Origin of the sequence: Acinetobacter lwoffii (assembly GCF_029024105.1) — a bacterium.
GTDB classification, from domain to species: Bacteria; Pseudomonadota; Gammaproteobacteria; order Pseudomonadales; family Moraxellaceae; genus Acinetobacter; species Acinetobacter lwoffii.
The window spans coordinates 970,515-991,822 of the sequence record NZ_CP118963.1 but is presented as its reverse complement, the minus strand read 5'-3'; the positions used below and the strand labels follow the sequence as shown (position 1 = coordinate 991,822).

The window sequence follows — 21,308 nt, the reverse complement described above, 5'->3', positions numbered from 1 at the left end:
ACACCGCTTAATCTGAAACTAAACTTTCTTGTTTTTGAGCGAACAGGTTTTCGTTATTTTTATACCAGTTTATTGAAGTTTTTGTAAAATCATTCATGACTAACGGACAAAATACTTGCTTTGATTTTTCTCTAATAAGTGGCCCTGCTAGGCGAGCAGTAAACTTGTGTCATCTTATAAAATTCTGATTTTGTAAATTTTTTATACCAAACAGATCGTTTATTTTAAGCTCAATATATATTGAAATATCCATGTGCTCACAGTAATGAAAAGAGTTGTTTTCTGCGCTGCCTATTCTTGATCACTATCTAAAATGACACGTTTAGACAACTCTTAACCGATCTATCCACTTCCGTAGCCTGAATCAAATACTGAGTATTAATGACACCGCGACGCCCCACATGGTACATGCAATAATAGCATCCAGTATTTTCCATGCTTTTGGATGTTGAAACCAAGGCGTCAGTATTTTTGCTCCATATCCCAAACTAAAGAAAAAAAACCAGGAAGCACAGACAGCACCTAAAGCAAACCACCATTTTCCTAAGGCGTATTGGGTTGAAATTGATCCAATCAATATGACTGTGTCTAAGTAAACATGCGGATTCAGCCAGGTAAAAGCCAGGCAGATCATCAGTACTTGTAGAAAATGCTCTGTGAGCTGACCACTTGGTGCCAAGACCTCGGTTGATTTAAATGCGCTGATCGCATGGCGTAAACCATAATAAAATAGGAATCCTGCGCCAATATATTTAGAAAATATAACAATATCCGGATAATGTTCAATGACGCGCGCAAAGCCCAGTACGCCAAGCAGAATTAAAATGGAATCAGATAAGGCACAAATCACACAGACCCAAAACACATGCTGCTGTTTTAAACCTTGTTTTAATACAAAAGCATTCTGTGCACCGATACTGACAATCAGGCTCATTCCCACAGCAAAACCACTCATCATATAACTGAACATCACATTCCCCCTTTTTCGAATAAATGAATTATTGAACAAAATGAGTGCGATTAATTAAAACTAAGTTAATATCAATTTAACTAAATTATTTTTAGATAACAGCTATGCTGAATGCGAAACAATGTGAGGCTTTTTATGCAGTTGCAAAAACGGGAAGTTTCGATCTGGCTGCCGAACAGCTAAATATTACCGCCTCGGCAGTGACCCTACGTGTTCAAAGTCTGGAAAAAAAATTGGGACAATTGCTTTTGGTGAGAGATCGGCCTTGCCGCGTGACCCAATCAGGACAAACTTTATTGCATTATTTACAGCATCAACGTTTGCTAGAACAGAATCTGATGCAGGATCTGGGTGGACAGCTGCAACATGAAGGTTTCTACTGCCTGAATATTGCCACCAATGCTGATTCACTCGCGACCTGGCTATTACCAACCTTACAAACCCAGCTGATCCAGCATAAAATTGTGCTGCATTTTCAGGTAGATGATCAATCACAGACTCATCATCTGTTAGAAGCAGGTCTCGTCAATGCCTGTTTGAGTACAGAGAGTAAGGCAATGAAAGGTTGCCGGGCTGAGTTGATCGGACAGATGCAGTATCGTCTGGTCGCCACCCCTGACTTTTCCCGAAACTGGTTTCATCAAGGGGTACATCGGGATGCGCTACGCCTTGCCCCTGCCATTATTTTTAATGAAAAAGACCAACTCCATACCCAATTTATTCAGCACGAATTTGGCCTGAACCTTGCTCAATATCCTCATTTCTTTATTCCATCGACCCATGCATTTTTTGATGCGATTGTCATGGGTCTAGGATATGGCTGGCTGCCGGACTATCAAACCAGGGATTTGCTGGAGTCAGGTCGACTGCTTGAACTTTCAAGTGAGATGCGAATTGAAGTACCCTTGTATTGGCATCACTGGAAAGAACAGTCGTCTGCCCTGGAAATTTTAGGCGAATGTTTGAAACAGCATGCTCAAACTACCATGAATCAACCCATAACAACCTGATACTTTTAAACTAGATTGGTTTTATCATTCTGGGCAAATTTTTCACTGAGTTGCTGATAGGTCGTGGTTTTTTGGAAATTCTCTAGAAAATCAATCGTGCCTTGTGGAAATTTATCCCGTTGAATTTCGCCGCGATAATAAGCTTCACGCATCGGCGTAGCGGATAAGGCATCTTCAAGGCTGTCAAGTTCGACCATTTCCCATTCTGGGAAAAACTTTAAATAATAAGAAGAATCATCTTTAAAATGCCCAATCAGTCCGACTTTGGCATCCGGTTCAATAACCTGATTCACCAGCGATTTCACCAGTTTTTGCCATTTTTCATCATTATAAACATCTATGACTTCTACAAATTTGATCCGAGCTCGATCTTCAGGACTGAAATTTGACAGGATCATGGCTTCACGCTCCGAAGCCAAAAATGGATTCTTGATATTGCGTTCATTTTGTGCAGAACCAAGCGCTAAAATCACATGTTGACTATGCTGCAGGGCAATGTTAATCGTTTGCATGTGTGCCAGATGAAAAGGCTGAAAGCGGCCAATGAAAACCAGATAATCAAATGTATAGTTCATAAGGGATCAGTTTTTTATGACTCATGAGTTGTGCTGTCCCAATAAATATGCGACATAATCATTCCCATAAAATCAAATTAAGTTTTAAAGCAAGGATAGTACGATGACACTGAGCTGTATTCAACAACCTCATGAGCATTTGAATGCGAATTTAGAACATGGTGTACTCACTTTAGCCATCAATCGCCCGGAAGCGAAAAATGCGTTATATAGTGAGCTTTATCTCTGGATTGCGAAAGCTTTAGATGAAGCAGATCAGGCACCTGAAGTTCGTGTAGTTGTATTGCGTGGTCAGGACACAGACTTTAGTGCGGGCAATGATATGCAGGATTTTATGAAATCTGCTGCGAAGAAAGGTCAGGCACCCGCTGCTGAAGGCCCGCCGTTTGTTTTACTCAAATCTGCTGCAAAATTTTCCAAGCCTTTGATTGCTGCGGTGCGTGGTGTTGCGATCGGCATTGGCGTGACGATCTTATTGCATTGTGATCTGGTCTATAGTGACAATACTGCCTTGTTCCAGATTCCATTTGTCAGTCTGGGTCTATCGCCTGAAGGCGCTTCAAGCAAGCTGTTGATTCAGCAAGCGGGTTATCATAAAGCGGCCGAATTATTGCTGACTGCGCAAAAATTCAATAGCGAAAAAGCACTCGACGCAGGTCTGGTAAATAGCATTGAAGAAGATGTTTACACCAAAGCAGCAGCACAAGCTACCCAACTCTCTGCCCTGCCATTGGCATCACTGGTGCAATCCAAAGCCTTGATGAAACACAATGTGAATGAAATTGTGGAATGGATTGACCATGAAGCAGAGATTTTCATGCAGCGTGTCGGCTCACCAGAAATGCTGGAAGCGGTTCAAGCCTTTATGCAAAAACGTAAACCTGATTTCACACAATTCAACTAATTTTCAAACTTATGAGTTCAATGAGGTGGTTTAAACCGCCTCAATCTTTTATTTTTCCAAGAATCTGAAGTATGCCAAATCAAAACTCCGAAACCTCTTCCCAAACAACAGATAGCTCAAATCCAGAAAAGAAACGTTATTACGAACCTGCATCCCAAGATATAGATGTCGATAATTTTCGTAAAGTAATTGAAAGCCGACGTTCAGTACGTAAATTTACCAAAAAGCCAATTCCTGTTGAAGTTCTAGATGCCTGTCTGGATCTGGCATTGTTGGCCCCGAATTCGTCGAACTTGCAGCCTTGGACTTTTTATGTGGTACAAAATTCAAGCAAGAAAAAACATCTGGTCAAAGCCTGTATGAGTCAACTGGCAGCCAAAACAGCTTCTGAGCTAATTGTCTGTATCGCACGTACCGACCGTATCGATGAAATGGCGAAACGTAATGTAAATGAATTTCCATTTCCAGAAGCACCGCCCGCGATTAAGAAATACTATAAATATATTCCTTACAACTATAAGACTGGTTATCTGAATGCTTTTGGTAACTTTAAGAAAGTGGCTTTCAAAGTTGCCCGTACATTGGACAAACAAATGCCAGTGTCTGCTTTCAGCCCGGCTGATGCGAAACTCTGGGCGACCAAAACGACGGCGCTCGCTTGTGAAAATCTGGTTTTAGCTTTACGTGCTTATGGTTTTGACAGCTGTATGATGGAAGGTTTTGATGAGCCGATGGTTCGTGAAATTCTGAAATTGAATGATGAACAGTATCCGGTCATGGTAATTGGTGCGGGTGAACGTGCTGAAGACGGCGTGTTCTTCCCGCAGTACCGTTTTGATCGTGAGCTGTTTATTCAGAAGGTTTAAGTACGTTTATTGAATGAATATCACGGCCTCGACTGTTTTCTTAAATTAACTGATATACGCGTAGGCATTTTCGTTACTTTGACAGGCCAAAGTAACCAAAGCCATTGCCAGACAGAAGGTTCATCCTTGAACCTCTGTCTGGCAGGTGACATCCATGTCACCTCAATGTAAATTCACTACTATTTTGAAAAGAAATAATATTTGATACGCGGATGGCGAAGGCGAAAAGGAAGAAATCTATTTAGAGCAAATACAAGTCGATGCTAAATCATTTTTTAAGAATAGTTCGCTCTTAATTTCCGATAATCAATCCAGTTACAATGAAATCCGACCGGTACCCGAACTGGTAAATGAATCGTTGCAATGGGTCCTTCTGTAATATGCTGGGCATCCAGAATTACAACTTTCGAGGGGCTACAATCTAAAGCATGGATATAATACATTAGCCAGCCATCATTTTCAGCCTGAGCATTTTCCCGTGCGACAAAGACTGCCTCACCAGTAACCCAGTTTTCTCCAAAGGAGTAACTTTCTGTGGTTCTGGTTCTTAAATTAAAACACATCACCGTATTGCTGCTGACATGGGAAGGATCGTCAAATTCACCAAAAGAAATACTATAGATATAACGATACTGTCGCCCAATAAATGCTTCATTAATCCGTGGAAATTCCTGCTTGATATTTGATAATACGGTTCGTGTCACTTTTCCCGTTCCTTGTTCAAAAATAAAGCGCTCTAATCGTATATCCTGATCTTCGATCGGTCCCTGAATCGAGCGGATCAATGCTTTGGAGTGCACTGGAATAGGGAATACGACTATGCAGAATTTCTGCACTGTATTGAATGGATTTACTAAGCGTATTTTTGAGCATTCTGCTCAGCAGTTTTGGCCACGGCATTGTTATTTTCCTTATTGTATTTTTTCTTTGGATTATTCTGGCAGAAATGATAATAACAAAAGCAGGTCGGCTGGTTTCTGAATCTAGATTAACGGCGCGCTAAGTCAAACGTGCCGCAGCAGAGCATCAATTTTATAATTTTAGACTTTGATATCCAGAAGCTGAATAAACTCAAAGGCCGGCTCTTCATAAGGATGACTTTCTTTCAGCGCCTTGGCCACATCGACTGCCTTTTCATCAGGCACCAGAATTTCTACCCGCCATTCTTCTACCTGTTCCAGTTTACCCACTTCACCAATATGCGGATCTGCACCTTCCTGTGGTTTAAACTGTCCGGTTCCTAAAACCTGCCAGGCACAATTCGTATACTCACCAATACCGCCCGCTCCTGCTGCAAATATCGCATTCTTGGTGTCTTCCAGGTTTTCATCCGGCACGTAATAAATCAGCTTTAACATATATTCCTTCCTACAATTCAGATACTTGTTGTATTGTTAAGTGCTTGGGTAATCATCTTCAATGCAGGATTTTGAGAAATCTTGTTAAATGTTGCATATAAATCCAGTTTTGGCAGTGCCTGATCAGTCTGGACAATTTTCACATGATCATTCAAAAACCGCAGTAAATATTCAGGCGCAAAACTAAAGCCCATTCCCATATTGGTCAGATTGATGTGTTGCAAGACATTGGTCACCCACAACAGCTGTTCATGCTCAAGCTGATCAATGCAGAGTAGTCTATCCAGCTTTTCATAAAATACTGGTGAAGCATTCTGCTCACACATAATTATATTATGGTTTTTTTAGTTCCTGTAATTTCAGGATTCGATCTGTAGAATGTAAGTGCTGAGCGGCTATCAGATAAATTTGCTCGGTTAATAAATGAATATTCTCAAAATCTGGATGGTCCAGATGAAAGCGGGTAATACATAAATCCAGTTCAGCATTTTTTAGCCGCTGAATCTGTTCCATACAGGTCAGGCTATGCAGATGGATTTTTAAGTCCGGCATGGTTTTTTTAAGCTGGGCCAGAATCTGTGGCATCACTTTTATTTCTGCGACATTCAGGAAGCCAATGTGAATCTGGTTATTTTTCTGCTGCGCAACCTGACGCGCTGCTGCTACTGCCAGTTTGGCATTTTCCAGTGCTTTTTCGGCATAGATCTGAAAAGCCTGCCCTTCATCGGTGAGTTTGACCTTTCTGGATGAACGATCAAACAGCATGACGCCTACTTCCTGCTCCAGATCCTTAATTTGCTGGCTTAATGACGGCTGAGCGGTAAACAGTTTTTCGGCAGCCTTGGTAAAACTTTGTTGCTGCGCCACAGTAATAAAATAGCGTAAATGTCGAAGTTCCATAGCCTGCCCGGTTTCTGATCAGGTCAGCATCTTAAGATTATGACCCACGTATTGCAAATAAGAATAGGTCGATAGTTTATATGAATATCGCTATATCAACAGATCCTGTTTTACTAGACTGCCTGATTATATAGATAGCTTGTTCTTCACCTATACACATGGAGTCTTGTATGACACAACACTATGACACTGATGTTCTGATCATTGGTACTGGTCCTGCAGGTTCAACATTAGGTTTGGCTTTGGCGAATTATGGTATCAAGGTACAACTGTTTACCCAGTTTAGCTGGCTGGCCAATAGTCCACGTGCCCATATTACCAATCAGCGTGCCATGGAAGTATTACGTGATTTAGGTATTGAAGAACAGGTTAAAGAGATTGCAACACCATGGGAACAGATGGGTGAAAGCCTGATTACCACCAGTCTGGTCGGCGAAGAAATCGCCCGTTTAAGTGCATGGGGTACCGGTGATGAACGTCATGGTGACTATATCCAAGGCAGTCCATGTCCATTAGTCGATCTGATTCAGCCAAAAATGGAAGCTTTACTGGTGAAAAATGCCGGTGAACGTGGTGCAATTTATAACTTCAATACTGAATACCTGTCACATGTGCAGGACGAAGATGGCGTGACTGCTACTTTCCTGAACCGCATTACCAATACTGAATTTAGCTTAAGAGCAAAATATCTGGTGGGTATGGATGGTGCTAAATCTCGTGTATTGGAACAGCTCGGCTTGCCACTGGAAGGCGTGATGGCACGTGCCGGTACCGTCTATGTGACCTTTAAAGCTGATCTTTCTCAATACGTTCAGCACCGTCCTGCGATTCTGCAATGGATCGTGAATCCTGAAGCCAGCTTTGGCGATCTCGGTATGGGATTGTTACGTGCGATTACTCCTTGGAATGAATGGATTATGGGCTGGGGCTTTGACATTTCCAAAGGCGAGCCACAGGTGACTGAAGAACAGATACATGCACGCCTGAATGCCTTTGTCGGTGCAGAAATTGAAGAGGTTGAAATCCAGAAATTGTCGTACTGGTATGTAAACCAGACCTAGGCAACTGAGTATTCTAAAGGTCGCGTGTTCTGTGGCGGTGATGCCGTACATCGTCATCCACCATCCAGTGGTTTAGGCTCGAATACTTGTATGCAGGATGCCTTTAACCTGGGCTGGAAACTGGCATATGTCGTTAAAGGCTGGGCTGCGCCTTCCCTATTGGATTCATATACGGCTGAGCGTGCGCCTGTGGGTAAGCAGATTGTGGCGCGAGCAAACCAATCACGTTTTGATTATAAATATCTGAAAGAAGTCTTCGGTTTTGATAATGGTGTGACTACACAAAAACAAATGCTGGAACGTATCTTTGCGGAAGATGAGCAAGGTGCTGAAATCCGTCAAAAACTATTTGAAGCTTTGGAAATTAAAAACTTCGAATTTAATGCACAAGGTGTAGAACTGAACCAGCGATATAGCTCCAATACGGTGATTGCAGAATCCGAGCCTGAGATTTTTGAAAAAGATGAGCAGCTTTATTTACAGGCAACCACTCGCCCAGGCGCTAAAGTTCCGCATACTTGGCTGATCAATGCCAAAGGTCAAAAGCAGTCGACACTGGATATTACGGGTAAAGGTCGTTTTACCCTGCGCACAGGTTTATCCGGTAAAGGCTGGAAACAGGCGGCAGAAGCATTGGATTTGCCATATCTGGATGTGACTCAGATTGGTTCACGTGACTATCGTGATGTGTATGGAACCTGGAATGCCAAGTCTGAAATTCATGAATCTGGTGCAGTACTGGTTCGTCCGGATGGTTATGTGGCTTGGCGTTATCAGGACAGTACCAATAAAGCTTTTGATTATGAAAATACGTTAAAGGCGGTATTGAAGCAGGTTCAATTGGTTATTTAAATTATAAAGCCACCTTAATGGTGGCTTTCTTAAAGCTGATGATCAAGAACCCTGCAGCAAGTAACTGCCCACAACGAACAATATTTGTAGTCCTACAACAATACAAAACAACATCCAGCCTTTCTGACGCATTGCCGCCTTATCCATTATTCTAAGTGTTTTAGCCATGTCATCACCTCATCTTTGAGAATTGATACTGAACCGATCTATTCCATCTTTCTTTTATAGTGCAATAAAGTTGTGCATAAAACATACCATAGCACTTTATATACAATATAAAAGCAAAATCTAAACCAACTCAGCAGGAAGAAAAAAAATTAAAAAATCAGAATGCTTAAAAAGCAAAAATCCACCAAATTGGTGGTTGAATAATCCTATGTTAGTGAATTTATTTTAATTTTTCCATACAGTAAAATTAAGATACTATTTAAAAACAATATTTATAATAAAAAATTCATTCACCTTGTTTTAATTTCCAAGATGAGAATAAAAACACGGACATTGTACCAGCCAAATTCACTGCTAATTCTGCATGTCTTGGAGAAGGTTTAAAGTTTATTTTACCTTGCCCATGAGCATCACCCACTTTATTTCTCAATGATCCTAAACCTTCAATGATGGAACTACATCCTCCGAGAATTTGTTTGAAAGTCTGCTCCGTATGTTGAGATGGAGCAAGGTTTAATTCTTTACTCACCAATCTATACAGTTGATTTATATCTGGAGCATTGCCATAACCGACTTCGTATTCATCAAGAATATATTTGCAGGTCGATTCTAAAAGTGTTCGAGCTAATGTAATCGCACCTTCGGGATCTGTACTTCTTCGCTCTAATGCTTTCTGCCATATTCGATGTATATAATCCGAGCTTAATTCAGCAATCTTCAACTGTACTACCTGATCCAATGGAGGAACATCTAGACTTTCTAATACATTAAAGAATTCTTTAAATTCCGAATAAATATAATTTTCACGTTCAGCGTAAGATTCAAAATCCCACTTAATCCTAGCTTCAAATTCATCTAATGTGCGTGTGTCTTTAATAAAAAATGGAATATATTCATAAAAGTTTTTAAATGTCAGTAACTCTTGTCTAAGCTGCATAAATGCCTCTGAAGAACCTTTTTCATAAGTATCAGTAGCTCTAGCTATTAGCAATTCTTGTAAAAGTAAAACTTTTTCAATTAAATCGGACATTTGAGGACTCTTTATTCATTTTTTAATCTTTTTCAATTCTATATCTAATCACCTATAAATCTATAATTTGCTTATTAAAAAAGCCCCTTTCGGGGCTTTTTTAATTCTTGATTATATCAATTAGCCAATAAATTTACGTGCATTACGGAACATACGTAACCAAGCACCATCCTGATCCCAGTCTTCTGGTTTCCAGGAATGCTGGAGCGCGCGGAAGTTACGTTCAGGGTGCGGCATCATAATCGTTGCACGGCCATCCTGAGAGGTTACACCGGTAATACCTTCCGGTGAACCATTCGGGTTCAACGGATATTGTTCAGTTGCATTGCCATGGCTGTCGACATAACGTAGAACCACCTGATTCGATGCATTCAGTGCAGCAAAGTTTTCCGCCGTTGCAACTGCACGACCTTCACCATGCGCCACAGCGATCGGCAGAATCGAACCTTGCATGTCTTGTAACAATACTGAATTCGATTTTTCCACACGAACGTTCACTGCTCGCGCTTCAAATACTTCAGACGTATTGCGATGGAAACGTGGCCAAGCATCCGCACCCGGAATTAATGGAGCCAATTGAGACAACATTTGACAACCATTACAGATACCGAGCGAGAAGGTTTCTTGACGGTTGAAGAATTTCTCAAACTGGTCACGCAATTTAGCATTGAACAATACGGATTTCGCCCAGCCCCCACCAGCGCCCATCACGTCACCATACGAGAAGCCACCACACGTTACCAAACCTTCGAAATCATCCAGGCTGATACGACCTGCCAGCAAGTCACTCATGTGGACGTCAACGGTATTGAAACCGACTTTGTCGAAAGCTGCCGCCATTTCAATATGACCATTGACACCCTGCTCACGCAGAATTGCCATATTTGGACGACGCAAGTTAATGAACGGTGCTTCAATCGCTTCATTCAAGTCGAATGTTGGTTGGGCAATAATACCTTTGTGTGCTTTATCGGTAATTAAGGCAAATTCCTGATCCGCAGTTTGTACGTTGTCACGCAGACGCTGGATTTGGTGGGATACTTCAGTCCATGCCACTTGCAGATCAGCACGTTCAAGTACCAGACCATTGATAGACAATTGGTCAGAATTATTTACAGTACCAACCACTGCAATTGCATCTTTAAGCGTAGATGCTGCAACTTCAGCTTGTAGCGCTTCCCAGTCTACTTTCGCGATTTGAAGGACTGCGCCAATTTCTTCGGCAAATAAACTTGCAGTTGATTGATCTTCTAATGCCACACCTAAACGTGAAGCGAACATCATTTCTGCAACAGTCGCCAATAAACCACCGTCACCGATGTCGTGATACGCCTTGATCAAACCGCGGTTGTTCCAGTCTTGAACCAATGCGAAGAATGCCTTGAAATCATCGAAGCTATCCACATCAGGAGTAACCGAACCAATCGCTTTGTATACCTGCGCCAGAATCGAACCGCCTAAACGGAACTGACCTTTAGACAGATCAACACGAACAAGCACAGACTCAAGGTTTTTCAATTCTGGAGTCAATGTTTGGCGCACATCAGTCACTGGTGCAAATGCAGTGATCACGCCTGACATTGGAGAAGTCACAGACTTGTCTTCACCTTCGTCATTCCAGGTGGTACGCATAGACAATGAGTCTTTACCGACCGGAATCGCGATACCGAGTGCAGGACACATTTCCATACCGATAGCTTTCACGCCTTCGAACAATGCCTGGTCTTCGCCAGGTTGACCCGCAGCAGCCATCCAGTTTGCAGACAATTTGATGTCGCTGATTTTTTCAATCTTCGCAGACATGATGTTAGAGATCGATTCAGCCACAGATAAACGTGCTGATGCAGCAGGATTCAACAACGCTACTGGAGGACGTTCACCCATTGCCATTGCTTCACCGGTGTAACCGACAAGACTTGTAGTTGTTACTGCAGCATCCGCGACAGGAACCTGCCAGCGACCCACCATCTGGTCACGCGCGACCATACCGGTAATCGAACGGTCACCAATACTGATCAGGAATGATTTAGAAGCCACTGTCGGGTTTTTCAGAACGCGATAAATCGCATCTTTTAAATCCGTAACTTTAGCCGCGTCAAAATCATCGCCTTTACGTTCAATCGTTTCATAGGAACGGCTCATACGCGGAGTACCGCCAAGCATCACCTGCATTGGCATATCCACCGGTTTGTTGCCGAACAATGGATCTTCAACGGTTAAGTGACGTGCTTCAGTCGCCTCACCCAGTACTGCAAACGGACAACGTTCACGCGCACAGATTGACTCAAATAATTCTAAAGAAGATGGACGAATCGCCAATACATAACGTTCTTGCGCTTCGTTTGACCAGATCTCCATTGGCGACATGCCAGGTTCTAAAGATGGAATCTTACGAAGATCTAGCACCGCACCCAATTCGTGATCATTCACCAGTTCAGGCATGGCATTTGATACACCACCCGCACCGACATCATGTACCGACACGATTGGGTTGTGGTCTTCCATGCGCCAGCAAGTATCGATCACTTCTTGGCAACGGCGTTCCATTTCCGGGTTTTCACGTTGTACTGAGGCAAAATCAAGGTTCTCGCCCAATTTGCCGCTATCTACAGAAGATGCAGCACCCCCGCCAAGACCGATCAGCATGGCTGGACCACCGAGCACGATCAATAAGTCACCCGGTAAGATCGGATCTTTTTCAACGTGATCTGGACGGATATTTCCGTAACCACCAGCGATCATGATTGGCTTATGGAAACCTTTAACATCGCCATTGACGTTTTGTTCAAAAGTACGGAAGTAACCATTTAAAGCTGGACGACCAAATTCGTTATTGAACGCAGCACCACCCAATGGGCCTTCAATCATGATTTGTAACGGCGATGCCATACGCGATGGTTTGCCGTAGTTTTCTTCCCAAGGCTGTTCAAAGCCCGGAATATTCAGGTTAGATACGGTGAAGCCGGTTAAACCTGCTTTAGGCTTACCACCACGACCGGTCGCACCTTCGTCACGGATTTCACCGCCTGAACCTGTCGCTGCACCGGCAAATGGTGCAATCGCAGTTGGATGGTTGTGGGTTTCCACTTTCATCAGGATATGCGCGGCCTGGCTCTTGTATTTATAAACTTGATGACCATTGTCTTCTTGGGTTGGATAAAAACGCTGGGTATCCGAACCAACAATCACCGAAGCGTTGTCTTTATAAGCCGACAATACGTCTGTTGGTGATTCTTTATAGGTGTTCTTGATCATCTGGAACAATGACAATGGCTGGACTTCACCATCAATCGTCCATTCTGAACCGAAGATTTTATGACGACAATGCTCAGAGTTGGCTTGAGCAAACATCATCAGTTCGATGTCATTTGGATTACGGCCTAGCTTGATGAAAGCTTCAGTCAGGTAATCAATTTCATCCATTGATAATGCAAAACCAAACTCGTTGTTGGCTTTTACAAGTGCTTCTTTACCTTCACCCAGAATATCAATCGAGTTCAGTGGTTTTGGCGCAGTTTCCACAAATAATACCGCAGCATCTTCAATCGCATTGAATACGCTTTCGGTCATACGGTCGTGAAGTACTTGCAATGCTTCTTTAGAAAGCTCTTTTACGCCCTTCAAAGTAAATAAAACGCCGCGTTCAAGTCGATGAACCGGCGTATTACAGTTTTTGAAAATGTCCGTCGCTTTAGAGGACCAAGGAGAGATGGTTCCGACGCGCGGTGTGACTAAAATCTGGATTTCATCACTTGCAGCCTGGTGCAATTCAAAAGATTGACCATCGTTGAGAAGCTGTAAAGCTGATTGCTGTTGTTGCTCGCTGAGCGCTTGGTCAAAGAGGTAGACCCATTGACTTTCAATTGATTGAACAGAACTAATTGACGTCAAACGCGATAATAGTTGAGTTTTCTTAAAAGAAGAATGTGCGGGTGCACCGGCAACGATAAACATGCTGATTTTGGCTCCACGGGATGGTCTGAACAACCATGCCACAATGTGACTTGAGAGAGCGCATATTCTACTGTGAAATAAGGAAATCGGCTAGATGCCAAATCAGAAAACTACGTCTGAAATATCCTGGACTTTTAAAATATTTCGTTTATTTTCAGTCAGGAAAATTGAATGTAGTCGCACAGGTTAACACATTTTTTTTCAAGAAAAATCAAAACCGCTTCAGAATAATTTTCTGCATAAAAATTGTATTATTTTTCAACAACAATCGGGACAAAATCAAATTCAGGTTTTATTGTCATGACCTGCCAAAATTCCTATTTAGGCCAAAATGAAATACTTGATTACAAGATTTAATGAAGTCGTATTTTTTGCAGACTGTTTTTGATTCTTTTGATTGACTCTTAACTTTGACTTCTAAGATTAGAAAACTGGTTAAAGGTCTTCTGCCGTTTTCTGTACTACAAGGAACAGTTCTCCGCTGATCTCCGCCATTACAGTAACAGAGGCAAATTACTCCCCTCTATGAAAGAATAATTAATACTGAGTGGTATTTTAATCTGACATCATCTGCGGGGGAAAAACCGGACATCCATTCTCAACTTCTAAAAGAATAAAAATAAAGTTTCTTATTTGGGCCTTTTATTTTTTTATATTTGATTTTTATCTTCTCAGATCATAATTAAGCGAAATTTACTCATCTAAAAGACCAAAAAATATATCGACAAAATCCCCCACCATATCCAATATTTTGAAATTTCATCATTTATTCATGAGCTCTATTATGCGTAAAAAACACAATATAAATAGCAAAATACCACTTATATTTATGAGGAAATTTACCAGGAATTATGAGGCTTATATAAAAAAATAATGAAGAAATGATTAATAATAAAATTTTGTTACCTTTTTTATTTAATCCGTATTCTCAGGTTTTATTTAACTCGAAAAGTTTAAAATAAATATTTGTAATTGCTGAAAAAATATAGAAAATTTTCTTTTTTATTCAACTAACAGAATAACAGGCCCACACGTCTATATCAGCTAAGAATCTTACCAAATAGACACTTCATCAGTAAATTTTATGATTTTATGTTAAGCTCTAGCCGAATTGCTGAGGAATTGTCCAAATTCTGAGCCTGGCAATGGTTTTTCCTTTCTGCTGTAGAGATGAATATAAATTCTATATTCGGACACTAATTTTTTGATGTTCTATAGCTTCACTGCTCTGTCTATTTTAGAGCCTTAATCTGTCACCAATGATTTAATTTTCAAAAACAAAAGGTGACCCGCTTAAGGAGTATGTATGTTTCAATTCACTAGTACAGCAACTGTACTATTGATGGTGCTTTTCTATGGCATCACTTTTTTACTATCGTTACGTATTAAACAGAAAAATGAAAATGTTGATGGCTACATGGTCTCGAATGGCTCCATCGGATTTGGAATGTCTGCGGCCAGTATGACCGCCACCTGGATCTGGGCCGCCTCGTTTTATGCAGCAGCTTCATCCGGATATACATACGGCGTTTCCGGTGCCCTACACTATGGTTTGTGGGGTGCGCTGATGATTTTATTTATCTATCCCTTTGGCAAGCGCTTTCGTGAACTGGCGCCTAATGCCCACACCTTGGCAGAAATTATGCATGCCCGGCATGGCAACCAAAGCCAGATGATTCTGGCAGGTTCCAATATTGTGGGCAGCGTGATCAGCCTGATGGTGAACTTTACCGCCGCTGGGGCACTGGTTGAGATTTTATCTCCTTTAAGCTTTATCCATGGCGTGCTGATTACCGGTATCGGTGTGCTGTCCTATACCCTCTGGTCGGGCTTCCGTTCTTCGGTGTTTACCGATTTTGGTCAACTGGTGGCGATGATTGTCGCGGCTGTGATTATTATTCCAACCTTATTCTTTACCCTAGGTGGGCCATCCCTGTTTCAAAGCGGGATTCATCATCTGCAACCGGAGCAGCTGGATTTTTTCTCTAAAACAGCGTTTCTGGAACAAGGCGCGCCGTTTTTTGTTGCTGTATTGGCCTACGCGATTGGTAATCAGACCATTGCCCAGCGCCTGTTTGCAGTCCGTGAAGACCTGATCAAACCGAGTTTTATCACTGCAACCATTGGTTATGCTGCAATTGTTATTGGTCTAGGCATGCTGGGGTTATTGGCACTATTTGCAGGTATTCAGCCCATTGATGGGAACCTGAATAACCTGATTCCGCAAATGGCAGCGACTTATCTTTCTCCATTTATGGTCGCGCTGTTATTCATCATGGTGATTGGAGCATTGTCTTCTACCGCTGACTCGGATCTGTCTGCCCTGTCTGCGATTGTCATGACGGACATTTATGGCAAACAGATTGCGAAAAACCGTCCTGATCCAAAGAAAATGCTGTTTATTGGCCGTATGACCATGATCGTTGCCACCATGCTGGGGATTGTGATTGCCACCTTGAAGTTTGACATTTTGTCGATGCTGATTTTTGTGGGTGCGCTTTGGGGTTCTATTGTATTCCCGGTGATTGTCAGCCTGTATTGGGACAAGGTGAATGCCCGGGCCTTTAACTGGTCAGTGGGCCTCGCATTTTTCAGCTTTCTGATAGTACGTTTTGAATGGCTTCCGATTCAGGGATTGATCGCACTTGGCTTTGAACTCGTTGCGACCCTGGGGATTGGTGTGGTGCTGGGTTTGATGACCTTTGGTTTCTTCGGCAAGAAAGTGGGTCTGGTCGTTGGCATATTGGCCAGTATTGGCTTCATGCCATGGACCATCGGCTTCTTGCGTGAATACGGCACCTTGTTAAGCTCACTGACAGCGTATGGCAGTAGTGCGCTGGTATGTACTGTGTTGACGCTACTCTACAGCAAAGAAAAATTTGATTTTAAGCAAATCAACAAGATGGTGATTGAATTTCACCAGCTATCTGACAAAAGTAAATAAGGAGATTTCAGATGACAAGTCAATTATTGACCCTATATGTACTTTTTTGGCCATTGGTGGCAAGCCTGGTCTTGTTCACGATTTGCCTGAATGTCTATAAAGACACACAACAGGCCAAGAAAAATGGTGAAGAGCTAATTTGATTCTTCATCCTAAACAAAAAGCAGGCCATTGAGCCTGCTTTTTATTGTTCATTTGATGATTTCGATTTTTAATTCTCAGTCTTTTCCAGCTGACTAAAATAACAATAGGCAGCATGACAATTCATGTCGCACTGCCCTAGTGCAGGAGCTAGTTTTTTGGCATGATGCAAATAGTGGATCACTGAATAATGATAAATGACTCAAATGCGTTGGTTAGAACTGCTTTCGACAGTTCGGATTGGTAGTAAAAAGCAGAGCACTGAACTGGCACGCAGCCCGTTTCATAAAGATTATGACCGTATTATTTTTTCGCAAAGCTTCCGGCAATTAAACCGCAAAACCCAAGTCCATCCACTGACCCAGCATGATGGTATTCATACCCGTTTGACCCATTCGCTAGAAGTCTCCTGTATTGGCCGTTCACTCGGTATGCTGGCTGCAGAGAAAATCAAAGATAATTTACCTGCCTGGATTTCTCCGGCTGATGTCGGTGCCATCATTCAGGCCGCCTGTCTGGCACATGATATCGGTAATCCACCTTTTGGGCATGCCGGTGAATACGCCATTCGGGAATGGTTTGACGATGCATCTCATACCGACTTTTTAAAAGATTTGAGTCCTGAACAGGAAGCCGATGTACGCCAGTTTGAAGGCAATGCCCAAGGCCTGCGCCTGCTGACCAAGATCGATTACCATCCTTATGATGGCGGCATGCGCCTGACCTATGCCACGCTCGGTGCCTATCTTAAATATCCGTGGCTCTCTGAGGCGATTGACCCGACTGGCAACACCCCTGCCAGCCGACGTCCTAAATTTGGTTGTTACCAGTCTGAAAAAGAGATTTTGCAGGAAATTGCTGAACAGCTAGGATTAATCCAGCTTGGTGAATATCATTATTGTCGTCATCCGCTGACCTATCTTTTAGAAGCTGCGGATGATATCTGCTATGCCCTGATTGATCTGGAAGATGGTATCAGCCTGAATATGCTCAGCTACGCGGAAGTTGAACCAGTCTTTCTGAACTTGCTGGGTGAATATGGCACGCCTGAAGAAATCAATATGCCTTATACCACCTGGCAACAAAAAATTGCCGCGCTGCGTGGGCGGGTCATGAAACGTCTGGTAGATGAAGTCACCACGGCCTTTGCCCGACATCAGCAGGAAATTTTGATGGGCCAATTGCAAGGCTCATTGCTGGGTTATTGTAGTGCCGACATTGAAATTGGCATTAACCGGGCCAAAGAACTGGCGCGAGACAAGATCTTCGAACATCCGCAAAAAGCCGGTCTGGAAATTATCGCGCATCAAAGTTTACAAACGATTCTGGATGCCTTTATTCCACTGACCACGCCGCACAAAACTTTAAGCTTTAAAGAGCAGCGTTTGATGGCTATTTTAAAACGCTCGGGTGCGCAGTTTAGGGCTGATCATTATGACAACATTATGCAGGTGCTAGATATTGTCTCCAAGTTCTCGGATCATCAGGCTTATAATCTGGCGCAGGAACTGCATGGCAATAAAGCCGGGTTACTCTAATGCGAACGAGCGCCTGATGATAATCTCAGCAAAATCACTGTTTTTGAATGATAGAGTTTTGCCTTTATCGAAAATGCTGACTACTATGCCTGTATTAAATTTGAGTATGTATAAAAAATGATTGGATGCCTGATTGGGGAAGTACTGGCGCTGGAAGCACCGACTGTTTTATTAAATGTAAACGGCGTAGGTTATGAAATTGACACCCCTTTAACCACTTTCTGTCAGTTGCAAAAAGGCCAGAAAATTACCCTGTGGACCCATCTTGCTGTTCGTGAAGATGCCCAGTTACTTTATGGCTTTATCAATGCGCAGGAAAAAACCATTTTCCGTACCTTATTAAAGGTGAACGGTGTTGGTCCGAAAATGGCGCTTGGTATTCTTTCCACTTTAAGTGTGGAAATGCTGATCCACACCGTTGAACATGAAGATATCAACACTCTGGTCAAAGTTCCGGGGGTGGGTAAAAAGACTGCAGAACGCCTGATGATTGAATTGCGTGACCGCTTTAAAGCCATGGCTTCAGATGCTGCACCAAGCAACTCTACTGCACCACAGATTCAGTTTATGGGCAATTCAGCCGTGGCTGAAGCGGAAGCTGCATTACAATCTCTTGGCTATAAACCAATTGAAGCGCAGAAGCTAGTTAATGCCGCCAAAGGTGAATTTACAGAAGCCAGCGATATTATCCGCGCGGCATTAAAGTCGATGAACAAATAGAGATGATATCCAAGTTACAGGATAAAATCTGATACGCGTAAAAGTCATTCGCAACTGTTTGAGGCAGGAGACATTTATAGTTAAATGTTTCTGCGATATATTCGATAAGAATCAATATTCGACGAGTTTTGCGAATGACGGTGGTTTTGCTTACTTTTGCCGAAACAAAAGTAAGGCGAACCGCAGGTTAATACTCAGATATAAATCTGATTGGAAAGACTCTGCAAAAATTCAATTCCTCGCCTAGGCGAAAATCTTAGGATTCAGATCCATATTTGAGACCGTGTCAAAATTACCAGCTCAAAGGATCACTAAAATATTGGTATATAAACGTTATGCAAGACCGTCTCATCAGTGGTTCTGAAAAACCCGAAGATCACTTCGATCGTGCCATTCGCCCGACTTCCCTAGATGACTATATCGGTCAACCCGTGGTTCGTGAGCAGATGGAAATTTTCATTGGCGCAGCCCGTGGCCGTGAAGAGGCCCTCGATCACACCCTGATCTTTGGCCCGCCAGGTCTGGGTAAAACGACATTGGCCAATATTATTGCCCGAGAAATGGGTGGCAACCTGAAATCTACTTCTGGCCCGGTACTAGAACGTGCTGGTGATTTGGCAGCGATGCTAACGAATCTGGAAGAAGGCGATGTCCTGTTTATTGACGAGATTCACCGTCTTTCACCCGTGATTGAAGAAATCCTGTATCCGGCGATGGAAGATTATCAACTCGATATCATGATTGGTGAAGGCCCTGCTGCGCGCTCGATTAAACTGGATTTACCTCCATTTACCTTGGTAGCAGCCACCACACGTGCCGGTCTACTCACCTCTCCGCTGCGTGACCGTTTCGGAATCGTGCAACGTTTAGAGTTTTATTCGGTTGAAGATTTAACCCATATTGTCAAACGTTCAGCCAACTTGATGGATGTACCGATGACTGGAGATGGCGCAAAGGAAATTGCCCGTCGCTCACGAGGTACACCGCGTATTGCTAACCGATTGTTACGTCGAGTTCGTGATTACGCTCAGGTCAAAGGAACGGGGGAAATCAATCAGGATATGGCCCAACGTGCTTTAGATATGCTCAAAGTCGATAAAGATGGTTTAGACACACTCGATCGTCGTTACTTGTCAATGTTGCTTGAGCGTTTTGATGGTGGTCCTGCCGGTGTTGAAGCCTTGGCTGCTGCCATGGCAGAAGATTCTGGTACGTTGGAGGATGTGATTGAGCCTTATCTGATTCAGCAAGGTTATGTGATGCGTACTGCGCGTGGTCGTATCGCTACCAATATGGCGTATTTGCAGTTTGGGATGACGCCACCTGAACCGAAATAGAAGTGGTAATAAAAGCAGCTTAGGCTGCTTTTTCATTTATTATTATTTTAAATTCCTCACCAATCATACGACTATAGACTCCCAATACACCCAACCTATCTTTATTTTCTAATGAATTAATATGTTCATTAGAATCAGAATAAAGCTCCTTGCTTATTTCATCAGTATCTCGAACTATTCCTGTTTTTTTATATTTAGTAAGAGCTTCTTTTGAGCTTATATTGAGATATTCCTTTTTGGTATCTTGAGCTGTTTGATTGAAAAAATCAGAAAAATGAATAATTTTATTATCTGTGAGGGCATAGGATTCAAGAAATAAAGCAATATGACTCGTCAATATGACACTTTCTTCAATCAACAAAGAAATTTGATCTAAACATTTTCCTGCCTCGGTTTTATCATCTATCTTTACATTTTTGGGAAAATGTAAATATTTCTCTTGAAATCTATCGAGTTTAAACAGTAACTCTATATTTTTTGACATATAACTCTGCGCTAGCAGTCTAAAACTATCAATCCATTGTACTTTTTGGAGGTTTTTTTGCTCTCTATCCTGTAGAACTAATTGTTGATTAAATAGCTTACTGTTTAAATCCAATGCAGTTGTTTCAGATGATTTAATTTGCTCAACCACAGTTTTAAAAGACATTTCTGTCAATTTAAAACTTTTCCGTCCATACCAATAAGCTAACCAAGTCGCTAAACTGCCTAAAATTAAAGCGATAATTATAGATAAAGCGAAAGATAATATTGCTATGGTATCTGTTGAATGTTGCACATCTAAATACACTTTCTGATCTTTTGGCTGCTGTAAAACCACAGCTTGAGTTTGTTGTTCTTGCTCGTTTCCCCACATATTTTAATTTGATTATTTATTTCTTACATACTAAACAGTTTCAGCCGCTTACAAAAGAAAAAGCCAACTGACCATGTCTAAATCAGTTGGCAAAAGCACAAACCTATTTTTCTAAGTTTTATTC

The 21,308-nt window shown here is 42.1% G+C and carries 16 protein-coding genes and 2 pseudogenes; 9 read left to right on the top strand and 9 right to left on the bottom strand.

Features of this window, described 5'->3' with window-relative positions; all coding sequences use genetic code 11:
- Positions 1 to 364: 364 nt before the first annotated feature.
- Positions 365 to 970 carry a LysE/ArgO family amino acid transporter gene (locus PYW33_RS04655; RefSeq protein ID WP_004645643.1) on the bottom strand — a complete coding sequence of 202 codons (606 nt, stop codon included), beginning with the start codon at positions 968 to 970 and terminating at the stop codon, positions 365 to 367.
- Positions 971 to 1,074: 104 nt separating this feature from the next.
- Here PYW33_RS04655 and PYW33_RS04650 point away from each other — a divergent pair, with 104 nt between their 5' ends.
- Complete coding sequence (locus PYW33_RS04650) at positions 1,075 to 1,980, top strand: LysR family transcriptional regulator ArgP (RefSeq protein ID WP_004645644.1); 906 nt, start codon at positions 1,075 to 1,077, stop codon at positions 1,978 to 1,980.
- A 5-nt stretch (positions 1,981 to 1,985) separates the two neighbouring features.
- Here the strand turns inward: PYW33_RS04650 and PYW33_RS04645 are convergent, their stop codons facing one another.
- Entirely contained in the window at positions 1,986 to 2,555 is a 570-nt protein-coding gene (locus PYW33_RS04645) for a nicotinate-nicotinamide nucleotide adenylyltransferase (RefSeq protein ID WP_004645645.1), read from the bottom strand.
- A 103-nt stretch (positions 2,556 to 2,658) separates the two neighbouring features.
- Here PYW33_RS04645 and PYW33_RS04640 point away from each other — a divergent pair, with 103 nt between their 5' ends.
- Together PYW33_RS04640 and PYW33_RS04635 are read left to right on the top strand one after the other, a co-directional pair.
- On the top strand, positions 2,659 to 3,459 hold the full coding sequence (locus tag PYW33_RS04640; RefSeq protein ID WP_004645646.1) for an enoyl-CoA hydratase-related protein: 801 nt from the start codon (positions 2,659 to 2,661) through the stop codon (positions 3,457 to 3,459).
- Positions 3,460 to 3,530: 71 nt separating this feature from the next.
- Positions 3,531 to 4,325: a nitroreductase family protein gene (locus PYW33_RS04635; RefSeq protein ID WP_004645647.1), complete on the top strand. Its 795-nt coding sequence runs from the start codon at positions 3,531 to 3,533 to the stop codon at positions 4,323 to 4,325.
- Positions 4,326 to 4,600: 275 nt separating this feature from the next.
- Here the strand turns inward: PYW33_RS04635 and PYW33_RS04630 are convergent, their stop codons facing one another.
- From PYW33_RS04630 to PYW33_RS16875, 3 genes and pseudogenes are all read right to left on the bottom strand, one after another.
- Positions 4,601 to 5,161 (bottom strand): carotenoid oxygenase family protein, encoded by a 561-nt coding sequence (locus tag PYW33_RS04630; protein ID WP_080591852.1) that lies wholly within the window; start codon positions 5,159 to 5,161, stop codon positions 4,601 to 4,603.
- A 204-nt stretch (positions 5,162 to 5,365) separates the two neighbouring features.
- Positions 5,366 to 5,683, bottom strand: a complete 318-nt coding sequence (locus PYW33_RS04625) for a YqfO family protein (RefSeq protein ID WP_004279094.1) — start codon at positions 5,681 to 5,683, stop codon at positions 5,366 to 5,368.
- 17 nt (positions 5,684 to 5,700) lie between these two features.
- A pseudogene (locus PYW33_RS16875) lies at positions 5,701 to 6,583 on the bottom strand (LysR family transcriptional regulator).
- Positions 6,584 to 6,753: 170 nt separating this feature from the next.
- Here PYW33_RS16875 and PYW33_RS04610 point away from each other — a divergent pair.
- Positions 6,754 to 8,496, top strand: a pseudogene (locus PYW33_RS04610) (FAD-dependent oxidoreductase).
- 42 nt (positions 8,497 to 8,538) lie between these two features.
- Here the strand turns inward: PYW33_RS04610 and PYW33_RS16870 are convergent.
- From PYW33_RS16870 to purL, 3 genes are all read right to left on the bottom strand, one after another.
- Entirely contained in the window at positions 8,539 to 8,664 is a 126-nt protein-coding gene (locus PYW33_RS16870) for a KGW motif small protein (protein WP_004645654.1), read from the bottom strand.
- 286 nt (positions 8,665 to 8,950) lie between these two features.
- Positions 8,951 to 9,694 carry an abortive infection family protein gene (locus PYW33_RS04600; RefSeq protein WP_004645656.1) on the bottom strand — a complete coding sequence of 248 codons (744 nt, stop codon included), beginning with the start codon at positions 9,692 to 9,694 and terminating at the stop codon, positions 8,951 to 8,953.
- Between the two features lie 120 nt (positions 9,695 to 9,814).
- Positions 9,815 to 13,648, bottom strand: a complete 3,834-nt coding sequence (gene purL, locus PYW33_RS04595) for a phosphoribosylformylglycinamidine synthase (protein WP_004645657.1) — start codon at positions 13,646 to 13,648, stop codon at positions 9,815 to 9,817.
- Positions 13,649 to 14,954: 1,306 nt separating this feature from the next.
- Between purL and PYW33_RS04590 the strand changes: the two genes are divergently transcribed.
- The 5 genes from PYW33_RS04590 (at position 14,955) to ruvB (ending at position 20,328) form a co-directional block, all read left to right on the top strand.
- Positions 14,955 to 16,592 carry a sodium:solute symporter family transporter gene (locus PYW33_RS04590; protein WP_004645658.1) on the top strand — a complete coding sequence of 546 codons (1,638 nt, stop codon included), beginning with the start codon at positions 14,955 to 14,957 and terminating at the stop codon, positions 16,590 to 16,592.
- An 11-nt stretch (positions 16,593 to 16,603) separates the two neighbouring features.
- Entirely contained in the window at positions 16,604 to 16,735 is a 132-nt protein-coding gene (locus PYW33_RS04585; protein ID WP_004645659.1) for a putative transporter small subunit, read from the top strand.
- A gap of 195 nt (positions 16,736 to 16,930) precedes the next feature.
- A complete protein-coding gene (locus PYW33_RS04580) occupies positions 16,931 to 18,271 on the top strand; it encodes a deoxyguanosinetriphosphate triphosphohydrolase (RefSeq protein ID WP_004645660.1) in 1,341 nt (446 codons plus the stop codon).
- Between the two features lie 117 nt (positions 18,272 to 18,388).
- Positions 18,389 to 18,991, top strand: a complete 603-nt coding sequence (gene ruvA, locus PYW33_RS04575) for a Holliday junction branch migration protein RuvA (RefSeq protein WP_004645662.1) — start codon at positions 18,389 to 18,391, stop codon at positions 18,989 to 18,991.
- Between the two features lie 335 nt (positions 18,992 to 19,326).
- Positions 19,327 to 20,328, top strand: a complete 1,002-nt coding sequence (gene ruvB / locus PYW33_RS04570; protein ID WP_004645663.1) for a Holliday junction branch migration DNA helicase RuvB — start codon at positions 19,327 to 19,329, stop codon at positions 20,326 to 20,328.
- A gap of 19 nt (positions 20,329 to 20,347) precedes the next feature.
- Here ruvB and PYW33_RS04565 read toward each other — a convergent pair whose 3' ends face one another.
- Positions 20,348 to 21,184, bottom strand: a complete 837-nt coding sequence (locus tag PYW33_RS04565) for a hypothetical protein (RefSeq protein ID WP_004645664.1) — start codon at positions 21,182 to 21,184, stop codon at positions 20,348 to 20,350.
- Positions 21,185 to 21,308 lie beyond the last annotated feature (124 nt).

What these genes read in the sequence shown, in the direction of transcription:
- PYW33_RS04640 (WP_004645646.1), top strand. Translation starts at nt 2,659, where the DNA reads ATGACACTGAGCTGTATTCAACAACCTCATGAGCATTTGAATGCGAAT.
- ruvA (WP_004645662.1), top strand. Translation starts at nt 18,389, where the DNA reads ATGATTGGATGCCTGATTGGGGAAGTACTGGCGCTGGAAGCACCGACT.
- PYW33_RS04635 (WP_004645647.1), top strand. Translation starts at nt 3,531, where the DNA reads ATGCCAAATCAAAACTCCGAAACCTCTTCCCAAACAACAGATAGCTCA.
- purL (WP_004645657.1), bottom strand. Translation starts at nt 13,648, where the DNA reads ATGTTTATCGTTGCCGGTGCACCCGCACATTCTTCTTTTAAGAAAACT.
- PYW33_RS16870 (WP_004645654.1), bottom strand. Translation starts at nt 8,664, where the DNA reads ATGGCTAAAACACTTAGAATAATGGATAAGGCGGCAATGCGTCAGAAA.
- PYW33_RS04585 (WP_004645659.1), top strand. Translation starts at nt 16,604, where the DNA reads ATGACAAGTCAATTATTGACCCTATATGTACTTTTTTGGCCATTGGTG.
- PYW33_RS04580 (WP_004645660.1), top strand. Translation starts at nt 16,931, where the DNA reads ATGACTCAAATGCGTTGGTTAGAACTGCTTTCGACAGTTCGGATTGGT.
- PYW33_RS04565 (WP_004645664.1), bottom strand. Translation starts at nt 21,184, where the DNA reads ATGTGGGGAAACGAGCAAGAACAACAAACTCAAGCTGTGGTTTTACAG.
- PYW33_RS04650 (WP_004645644.1), top strand. Translation starts at nt 1,075, where the DNA reads ATGCTGAATGCGAAACAATGTGAGGCTTTTTATGCAGTTGCAAAAACG.
- ruvB (WP_004645663.1), top strand. Translation starts at nt 19,327, where the DNA reads ATGCAAGACCGTCTCATCAGTGGTTCTGAAAAACCCGAAGATCACTTC.
- PYW33_RS04625 (WP_004279094.1), bottom strand. Translation starts at nt 5,683, where the DNA reads ATGTTAAAGCTGATTTATTACGTGCCGGATGAAAACCTGGAAGACACC.
- PYW33_RS04600 (WP_004645656.1), bottom strand. Translation starts at nt 9,694, where the DNA reads ATGTCCGATTTAATTGAAAAAGTTTTACTTTTACAAGAATTGCTAATA.
- PYW33_RS04655 (WP_004645643.1), bottom strand. Translation starts at nt 970, where the DNA reads ATGTTCAGTTATATGATGAGTGGTTTTGCTGTGGGAATGAGCCTGATT.
- PYW33_RS04645 (WP_004645645.1), bottom strand. Translation starts at nt 2,555, where the DNA reads ATGAACTATACATTTGATTATCTGGTTTTCATTGGCCGCTTTCAGCCT.
- PYW33_RS04590 (WP_004645658.1), top strand. Translation starts at nt 14,955, where the DNA reads ATGTTTCAATTCACTAGTACAGCAACTGTACTATTGATGGTGCTTTTC.